This window comes from Suttonella sp., from assembly GCF_056855035.1.
Map to the genome: position 1 here is coordinate 1 of NZ_JBXGGR010000112.1, position 9,707 is coordinate 9,707.

The window sequence follows — 9,707 nt, forward strand, 5'->3', positions numbered from 1 at the left end:
TTCATTTCGTCTGGAAATTGACAAAAAATCATAAAATCCAGTCGGGTAACCAGACTGCGTTCTAATTCAGGATCGGAAAGACTGTGCCATTGTCCCAACAATATTGCACGAAACATCGGCAACAACGGATAAGCAGGACGACCACCATGGTCGCGCAAATCAGCCACTTTTTTACTAGCAAGAGTGTGTTCAATGGCTTGCCAATCGAGCAGTTGGGTGATTTTAAGCAAGGGGAAACGGTCAGCGTATTGATTGAGTAGGGTTTGGGCGGAGTGGTAGAAGAAACTGCTCATGGAAAAATCCTCTCAATTCTGGGTTGGGGGGAATTTAGAGGATTTTTTGGGGTTTTGCAAAGGTTTCAGCCTAACAATTTATTCATATCTTGAAAATGCTGATTGTAGAAATCGTATCGTTTTATATATACTAAGCGCTGTTTTTCAAAAAGGAGCAGCGATGAAACGCTTAGTATTATTACGCCACGGCGAAAGCGAATGGAATAAACTGAATTTGTTTACCGGTTGGACGAATGTCGATTTGACCGAGCAAGGCTGTGCGGAAGCCAAAAAAGCGGGCGAAGTGATGAAAAAAGAAGGCTTAGTCTTCAAAAAAGCCTTTACTTCCTACCTCAAACGCGCGATTAAAACCCTGAATTTCGCCTTGGATTCGATGGATTTGGATTGGATTCCCGTCGAGAAAGACTGGCGTTTGAATGAAAAACACTACGGCTCTTTGCAAGGCCTGAACAAATCCGAAACCGCGGAAAAATACGGCGAAGAGCAAGTATTGATTTGGCGCCGCAGCTATGACGTGCCGCCTGCCGCCTTAGAAAACACCGACGAACGCGCACCGCAGCAAGATCCGCGTTATGCCGCATTCGATCAATCCGCCCTGCCCTTGACCGAGTCTTTGAAAGATACGATTGAGCGCATTCTGCCTTACTGGGAAAACCACATCAAACCTGCTCTGGAACAAGAAGGGGAAATCATCGTCGCCGCCCACGGCAACAGCTTGCGCGGTATCGTCAAGCATTTGAAAGGCATTTCAGACGAAGATATTGTAAACCTCAATCTGCCGACAGGTATCCCATATTTATTTGAATTTGATGACAATATGAATCTGATTGGCGACCGCTTTTTAGGCGATGCGGAAGAAATCCGCAAATTGCAGGAAGCCGTTGCCAATCAAGGCAAAAAATAATTCCCGCTTCAACAGCCGAAAAACGTGCTCTCTAACAAGAGCGCGTTTTATTTTTTTAAACGAAGCCCTCGTTATATTGAAATTTTCTGTCAAAAAAAATGAATAATGATAGAATCCTTCGGGAAATTATCTTCAATATTCAGATACATAATTAGCGAAAAAGACATCAATAGCGCCATGCGGAGATTAAACCGGCTTAATTTCCAAGACAAAGAATCACTTGCAGAATATCAACGCGAGAAATTGCAGCAATATTTCCGTCAGCAACTCGCTAATAATTTGTATTACCGCCCTTGGTTGGGCAAGCCCAGCAGCCTAATTCCGATGATGGACACCAGAGGCATCGCGCAAAATTTTTCCACACTCTGCACCGTGCCCGCCTTGGATTATCACAGACTGTTTGCCGAAGGGATGCGCATTCATGCACGCGGCGGCGAATGGCATAAAGAAGCGGAATACTTCACCCTCATGCAATCGGTCCGCCACAGCGGTTGGGAATTGCAAGTTTTATGATAAAAAAGAGCAAATTAAAAAAATGGCGCATTTTATTGCGGTATTGAGCCGCAATGCCGGTACCGCGCAAGTACGCATTGCCCATTTTTTCTACTTCAGCCATATTATGCACCGCCTGCCGCTGCTTTCAGAAACGGATTACCGTTTATATGATTTATTTCGCAGTTATGAAAGCCATGTGGAGCAAATCGAGCAGCAACAGCCGGATATTCTTATCGCCCCGCACGGCACATTGCTGCAATTGGCCTATGACAAATTAGCAGACAAACTCAAGATTCAGCCTAAACAGGTCTATTGCGAAAACGGTATGCTCAGCACGCGCGACCGCCTGATTTTGCGCAAAGCCTTCGGCAAAGTGCAGACGCTGTATTCCCATGGCGGACGCCTGCTTGCCGCGCCTTGCGAAAAAGGACAGCTGCATTTGCAGGAAAATCAATATTTCTTTGAAATTAAATGGATAGATAAGCAGCGTCTGATTCCTATCTACACGGATTTTCATGCCAAAACTCTGCCTCTTTTCCGCTTTCAAAGCAACAGCGTCTTTACCGCCGCAGACAGGCCTTGCAGCTGCGGCTCCGCGCAATTGACAATCAAACGGCGGGAAATGCTGATTAACGACGTCTTTTGGCTGGCCGGAAAAAACGGCGGTTATCTGCCGGTATTCGCCACGCCTTTGGAAGATTTCGCCGCTTCCTGTACGCCTTGGAACAAAGAATACCGCATCGTGCAAGAAAGCCTGAATCACATCGTTTTTTACAGCGAAGGCGACACGCAAGCCTTTATCAACCGTGAAAAACAATTACTCAGTATGCTCAATAAACACGGAATTGCTACTCAAGAACTGCGGATTAGCTATGAAAACATGCCTAGCCCCCATTTATTTACCGACAGCCTTGATCGCGTGCAAAGACGGCAGTTCGGACTGCCGATTCAATGCGCATTTTTATAACCATCTAATTTAAAATATTTTTATAACGGATACTGTCGGCAAAAATTGATAATGACGAGGCTGCGGCTCAGCTTGCCGCAGCTTCCGAACTATCTGCGACGCCGCCTTGAACGGTCTTTCTTTCTCTTCTAGCGATATTTCCTAAAAAAGTGATTGCAAGCCTGTGAAATTCACGTTTAAATAAGCCCTTTTACATGGGAGAGAAAAACGATGAAAAAACTCGGTATTGTCGGCTGGCGCGGCATGGTCGGCTCAGTCTTAATAGAGCGTATGCGCGAGCAAAACGATTTTGCCGGCGTGGATACCACGCTGTTTTCCACCTCGCAGGCAGGCGAAGCTGCCCCTGATTTTGCCGGCGCCGGCAAAACGCTCAAAGATGCCAATGATATTGCCGCCTTAGCGGAAATGGACATCATCATTACCTGCCAAGGCGGAGATTACACTAGCGCCGTCCATCCGCAATTGCGCGCTCAAGGCTGGCAAGGCTATTGGATTGATGCCGCCTCTACCTTACGCATGGAGAAAAACAGCATCATTGTCTTAGACCCTGTCAATCGCGACGTTATCGACCGCGCCATCAGCGAAGGCAAAAAAGACTTCATCGGCGGCAATTGCACCGTCTCATTGATGATGATTGCCTTAGGCGGTATCTTGGTCAATGATTGGGTGGAATGGATTACGCCGATGACCTATCAGGCCGCCAGCGGCGCAGGGGCAAAAAATATGCGCGAACTCTTAAGCCAAATGGGCGGCTTGGAAAACAGCGTACATGATTTGCTTGCCAATCCCGCTAGCAATATTTTAGATATCGACCGCAAAGTTACCCAAGCCCTGCACGGCGGCATCGACACCACGAATTTCGGCGTGCCTTTGGCGGGCAGTCTTATTCCTTGGATTGACAAAGCCTTGGACAGCGGACAAAGCAAAGAAGAGTGGAAGGCGCAAGTAGAAGCCAATAAAATCATGCAGCGCGAAGCCAATCCGATTCTTATCGACGGCTTATGCGTGCGCATCGGCGCCATGCGTTCTCATGCGCAGGCTTTGACGATTAAGCTGAAAAAAGACATTCCTTTGGCGGAAATCGAAAGCGTTTTAGCCGCGCATAATGATTGGGTCAAGGTCATTCCTAATGAACGTGAACTCAGTATGAAAGAACTCACACCTGCCGCCGTTTCCGGCACTTTAAGCGTGCCTGTGGGACGTTTGCGCAAACTCAATATGGGCGGCGAATATCTCAGCGCCTTTACCGTCGGCGACCAATTGCTATGGGGGGCGGCAGAACCGCTGCGCCGCATGCTCAATATTTTAACCGGCAAAATTTAAGCCCTAAGCTCTTAAAGAAGCGGAATATCAATATAAGAATTTCCTTTCTCATCAAAGACTTAGACATAAAAACCTAGGCATAAAGAACGGCATCTCGCGATACCGTTTTATTTTTTCTCTTCTTTGTGCAAGGCATTGAAAGCTCTGTCCGCCGCTAATTTTTCGGCATCAATCGGTATACAGGGGCAAGATCGCGGCAGATTATGCTTGTCCAAACCCTTCCAAAATCTACTTAAGCAATTGGTTAAAAATGATATGAATCTCATCCTACTCTCCTTTTCTATATACGGGCAATACTGCGCAGCATAGCGATTTTACGCCGAAATTCATATCGTCGGAGAAATGGAAGTAGTACAAGGCGAGCCAAGGCCGTAATACTTTTTCAATTCTTAGACTATAGCAAAGGGCTAATCAAACGCACGCAACGTTCTAAAAAGCGTTGCATGCGTTCGCGCATCTGCCATTTCGACAGTTCTACCGGTTGGCAATCATCGAGATAATCTTCAAGTAATCTTTCGATTTGTGCAATCGCATCAGCGGTATAGACTGCAATCGTTACTTCCAGATTGAGATAAAAGCTGCGTATGTCCATATTGGCGGTGCCGAATAAGGCGAACTGTCTATCGACCAAAACGGTTTTAGTGTGCAGTAAGCCGTCCTGATACATAAGGATTTCCACGCCGGCATCGAGCAAAGATTGATAATAAGCGCGGCTGGCATAATAGACCAGACGGGAATCATTGTGCTTGGGCATAATGAGTTTGACCTCTACGCCGCGTTTGGCGGCGGTAATCAGGGCATTGAGCAAGGCTTCGTCCGGCACGAAATAAGGCGAGCAAATCACAATCTGGCTTTGGGCGCGGTAAAGCGCGGCGGTAATGACGTCATAAATCAGGGCTTGATCGCTGCCGGGCTGCGAGGGCAGGGTTTGTAATAAATCGCCGCCTAATTGCTGCATTTCGATATGGTCGGGCATTTCCTGCAAATAGCCGTTGAGTTGCGTCAAGGTGGCTTTCAGATTGTAATCGTTTTCCACCGCCCAATCGCCGTAAAAGACCGCGGCTAATTGCTGGGCAATCATGCCTTCGCAGCGCATCATGGCATCAATCCATTCGCCCACGCCCGATTGCTGTTTGAATAATTTGGGGTCAACCAGATTGTAGCTGCCCGTATAGGCGATGCGATAATCTACAACCATGATTTTGCGGTGGTTGCGCAAATCGCTGCGCACCCATAGGGAGCTGGCGATGCCGACCGGCAGAGCGGCGGTAACTTCTACGCAGGCTTTTTGCAATCGCTGAGGCCAGCCCGATTCCCAGAAGTTTTTGCTGCCTACGCTGTCCGCCAGTATTTGGCAGCGTACGCCGCGAGTAGCGGCACTGATGAGGGCGCGCATCAGCGCCTCAATCCGTCCTTCTACGTCGATAATGTAAAATTCTAATAAGCAAGAATGTTTTGCCGCATGAATGTCGGCAATCATGCTGTTCAACATACTGTCGGTATCCTGAAATAGCTGTACGCGGTTGCCGCTTAAGGCGGCAAAATAGCATTCTTTTTTAATGAATTCGGAGAGTTGGCGAAAACGGATGTCGCAGAGCGGAATTGTGTCAGGCGGTAAAAAACGGTCGGCAAATTCGGTGTGAAAGGCTAGCAAATCGGCTTGGCGGCGTGCGCGCTGTCGTCCGAGTTGGGGTTCACCGATTAAGGCATAGAGCAGCAATCCGAATACGGGCAGAGCATAAAGCAAAGTCAGCCAAGCTAAGGCGGCGCTGCTGGAACGGCGCGAGTAGATGATGCGGATGCTGGCAAGCACCGCAAGGGCAAAGTGTGTATAGAAAAATATGCTTGACCAGTCCATTTGCGCTTCCTTGAATTAAAATGAAATGATAGCAGCCTTCTCAGCTTTGCAGCAAAAAAGCCTTTCTTTTTAATTAAAAGAAAGGCTTGAATATTATGCCCGATTGGCAAAATGTTGATGACTTTGCTGCAATAAGGCGGCGTCGCCGGCTAGAAATAATTTTTCCTTATCATTCAGATAGCGCAGCAGTTCGTCCAGATGTTGCGCCGCTTCCAGTTTGGCTTTTACGGTAATCGCCAAAAGAAAATCTTCTTCGTCGAGCTTGAGGCTGTCTTCGCTGTCTAGGGCGGCAATATGGGCTTCAAGCAGGGAAGAATTTTGCAGCAGGCTGCGCAAATTGACTTTACGCGCTTCGCCGAATTGGTTTTGGAAGAGCATGACTTTGCGCATTTCGCGGCTGGGATCGATTTCTTCGGGAATCAGCAAATAATAGCGCGATGCCAAATATTGCCCTAAGGCGACATTGCCGCTGTGGCGCGCCAGACAGGGCGAGAGCAATAAGCCGAGCAAGACCGGCGATAACCACAGCAATTGCATGGGCGAAAAATAGGTGAGCGCAATCAAAGGCAAAATGCCGATAAGCAGATACAGCCATGTTTGGCGCAGCGCCGCCGACCAAGGGATAACGTCGCCGCTGCGGCTTTGCGTTGCCCAACCCGAATCACGCCCTAAGAAAATATCAATCACATGATGGGTTTGAATCAGCATCATCATCGGCGCATAGAGTGTGGAAACCAAGAGTTCCAAGAAAAAGCCTTTGCTGACTGCCCAAGCGCCGCCGAATAAGCGGCGTTGCCGAGGATTGCACAGCACCATGAGCCAACCGATGACTTTAGGTAGCAGGAGCAGAACTAAGGCGCTGAAAAAGAGCAGGCGCATCAGGCGGCTGTCAAAGGTCGGCCAGTTGGGAAAGAGTTGATATGCCAAGGGAAAGTATTGCGGCTGTGTGAATAGAGCTTGGGTGGTAATCAGCATGCCGACGCTCATCATCAGCATCCAAATCGGGCTCATCAAATAGCTGAGAATGCCGATGACAAAATGGGCGCGGTTGGCAAAGCTCAAGCCTTTGGTCGGCAACACGCCGAGATGTTGCAGATTGCCTTGCGCCCAGCGGCGTTCGCGTCCTGCCAAATCGCCGAGCGTGGGCGGCAGACCTTCAAAGCTGCCGCTGATATCGGGATCCATGCGCACTTGCCAACCGGCACGGCGCAATAAAGCGGCTTCGACAAAATCATGGCTCATGATATGTCCGCCGATCGGTCGCCGTCCGCGCAGCTCCGGCAGTCCGCAGGATTGGGCGAAGGCGCGGCAGCGGATAATGGCATTATGTCCCCAGTAATTGCCGTCATTGCCCTGCCAAGCATTGACGCCGCGCGCCACCACTTTGCCGTAGAGTGCGCCGGCAAATTGTATGGTACGCGCCAATAAGGATTCGCCGCCGATTAAGCGCGGTGCCGTCTGCAATAAGCCCAAGCGCGGTTCGGCGTCCATGCGCGCGACCATGGTTTGGATGCTGTCGCCGCTCATCAGGCTGTCGGCGTCCAGCATCAGGAGATATTCGTAACGTGCACCCCAACGGCGCACGAATTGCGCGATATTGCCGGCCTTGCGTCCGATGTTTTTGCGGCGGCGCCGATACCAGACCGGCAGGCGACAGCGTTGGCGCAATTGATTGAATGCGGCGGTTTCCGCCAGCCAAGCATCGGTTTTCTGCGTGTCGGATAAAATGAAGATTTCACAGCGCGAGGCAATCGGGCTGTCCGCCAATTCCTCGCCCATCGTGAATAATGCCGCGCCCGTCATGGCGGGGTCTTCGCCGTATACCGGCATGAGGATGGCGATTTTGCCGCCTTCGGGATTCAAGCCTTCCGCGACCGGCGGCTGCGGCAGCAAGCCTGCTAATGCCGCAGTGGCGGAAAAAGACACCCAGTAAAAGGTCAGGGAAAACAAGAACAGCAAAATCCATTGCAGGAAGCTGAAATCGGTATTGCCGAAAGCACGATACATTTGCCAAGTGCCGATACTGCCGATAAGCGCCGCGCCGCCAAAGGCAAGCAGACGCGCCAGATAGGTGTGCATGCTGCGCGCGACCGGCAATGCCTGCGGCTTTTTGCCTAAGTCTTGTACCGGCATTGCCAAAGGCGCATCCGCCGGCACGGGCGGGCGTTTTAGATTGTCCATCGGTAGAACCATGTTTCGCTGACGGCATTGCCCTCCAAAGATAAGGCGGCTTGTAATTCCGCATTTTGCTTGTCGGGGCGATAGTCAAAGCTGGCGCGAAGCAAACCGTTGGCTAATCTTGACACATGCGATGCCGTAATCGTGCCGCGGCTGGCATTGACGGCAAATTGCAATTGCTCCGCAGTGACCGTTTCGGCGAAACGGTAGTCAATCACGACGGTATAAGCCTGCGGGTCATTGACCGATTTGCCGATGCGGCTGGCTTGCACGATAGCGCGGTTGCGATAACGCGGTCCTGCCTGCGACCAAATCAGGCGGTAAGAAAAGCGATAGCTTTGTCCTGCCTGCATAGATTCCGCGCCGCTCCAAAAGGCGATGATATTGTCGTTAAACTCGCTGTCGGTGGGAATTTCAATCAAAGACACATTGCCTTTGCCCCAAGATTCCAGCGGTTCCACCCAAGCGGAAGGGCGTTTTTCATATTGCGCCTCCGCATCTTGGTAGGCCTCGAAATGGCGTGCGCGCTGCAAAAAGCCGAAGCCTTTGGGATTGTTATCGACAAAGGCGGAATATTGCAGGGTTTTGGGGTTTGCCAAAGGCCGCCATAGACGCGCGCCGTTGCCGGTGTGCATCGCCAGTCCGTCATTATCGTGGACGGCATTGCGGTAATCATCGACCTGCTGGCGGCGCGTCGGGCTGAAATAATACATAGAAGTCAAAGGCGCGATGCCGTATTTGCCGATTTCCACCCGCGGGAACAGCTGCGCTTGAATGGTGCAGACGGTTTCCGCACCGGGCGTGATTTCAAAATGGTAAGCACCTGTAATCGATTGACTTTCCAACAAGGCATCAATACGGATGCTCTGCTCGCCTTTGCCGAGGCGGTAAATCCAAAAACGCGAAAACAGCGGAAATTCCTCGCCTTCGCTATCGCCCGTTTTTAATGCCAAACCGCGCGCCGATAAGCCGTATAAGGTATCGCGCGCCACGGCGCGGAAATAACTCGCGCCTTGGAAAACGAAAAATTCATCTTGCACTTCTTCGGCATTGAGCGGAAAACGCAGACGAAAACCCGACCAGCTCATCGCCGCAATCTGCTCTTCATCAAAGGCTAAATTGTCTTGCACGAAAAGATTGGAATCGAAATCGAGCATGGCAGGATTAAAAGGCAGCGCCTGCACCTCTCCTTGGGCATTGACCAAAGCAATCTCGACCCGCTCCTGATAAAAACGTCCGGGCGGCAATAAATCCATGCCGAATAAAGGGTTTCCCTGCAAAGGATCGGCATTGCGGCGAAAACGGATGCCGCGGTATTGGTCATAAGACAAATCTTTAAACACGCCCTGCATATCAAGGCGCTGCGCCTGATGGCTTTTTTGCGCCAACTCCTGCGCGATTCGCACCACTTTGGCGAAACTGTGCTTTTCTGCCTCGGCGCCGGCTTGTTGAGCCTGCTGCGCTTCTTGAGCTAAAGCCTTGCCGGCCACCGCTGCGCCGACCAAAGAACCTGCCACAAATTGCCTTCTTTTCATATCGTTTTTTAAGGCTTGAATTTACAATCCAAGTGCAAAAAAAGAAGCATTCATAATAGAGTATAATTTTGTTCCCCAACAAAAAAGGACTCTTAAAATGAACGCTTCTTACCGACATCTTACACTTTTAGAGCGAGAAAGCATAATGATTCTG

Annotated in this window: 8 protein-coding genes; 4 read left to right on the forward strand and 4 right to left on the reverse strand. The window is 50.0% G+C overall.

The features are described from left to right. Nucleotides 1-293, reverse strand: a 293-nt coding sequence (locus ACJHVI_RS09890) for a transposase (protein WP_483184565.1), incomplete at its 3' end; no start/stop codon positions are given. 160 nt (nucleotides 294-453) lie between these two features. On the opposite strand from ACJHVI_RS09890, the gene gpmA reads away from it, so the two are divergent. From gpmA to asd, 4 genes are all read left to right on the forward strand, one after another. After that, nucleotides 454-1,197, forward strand: a complete 744-nt coding sequence (gpmA, locus tag ACJHVI_RS09895) for a 2,3-diphosphoglycerate-dependent phosphoglycerate mutase (protein WP_483184566.1) — start codon at nucleotides 454-456, stop codon at nucleotides 1,195-1,197. A 177-nt stretch (nucleotides 1,198-1,374) separates the two neighbouring features. Beyond that, entirely contained in the window at nucleotides 1,375-1,710 is a 336-nt protein-coding gene (locus ACJHVI_RS09900) for a hypothetical protein (protein WP_483184567.1), read from the forward strand. A gap of 22 nt (nucleotides 1,711-1,732) precedes the next feature. Further along, the gene (locus ACJHVI_RS09905) at nucleotides 1,733-2,659 is read left to right on the forward strand and encodes a hypothetical protein (RefSeq protein WP_483184568.1); all 927 of its coding nucleotides are present in this window, start codon (nucleotides 1,733-1,735) and stop codon (nucleotides 2,657-2,659) included. 210 nt (nucleotides 2,660-2,869) lie between these two features. Continuing rightward, nucleotides 2,870-3,982: an aspartate-semialdehyde dehydrogenase gene (asd, locus tag ACJHVI_RS09910; protein ID WP_483184569.1), complete on the forward strand. Its 1,113-nt coding sequence runs from the start codon at nucleotides 2,870-2,872 to the stop codon at nucleotides 3,980-3,982. 394 nt (nucleotides 3,983-4,376) lie between these two features. Here the strand turns inward: asd and cls are convergent, their stop codons facing one another. The 3 genes from cls to ACJHVI_RS09925 form a co-directional block, all read right to left on the reverse strand. After that, entirely contained in the window at nucleotides 4,377-5,840 is a 1,464-nt protein-coding gene (gene cls, locus ACJHVI_RS09915; RefSeq protein ID WP_483184570.1) for a cardiolipin synthase, read from the reverse strand. Nucleotides 5,841-5,933: 93 nt separating this feature from the next. Continuing rightward, entirely contained in the window at nucleotides 5,934-8,021 is a 2,088-nt protein-coding gene (mdoH, locus tag ACJHVI_RS09920; RefSeq protein WP_483184571.1) for a glucans biosynthesis glucosyltransferase MdoH, read from the reverse strand. Further along, entirely contained in the window at nucleotides 8,009-9,553 is a 1,545-nt protein-coding gene (locus ACJHVI_RS09925) for an OpgD/OpgG family glucan biosynthesis protein (protein WP_483184572.1), read from the reverse strand. Before ACJHVI_RS09925 ends, mdoH begins: the two co-directional genes overlap by 13 nt. Between the last annotated feature and the right edge of the window lie 154 nt (nucleotides 9,554-9,707).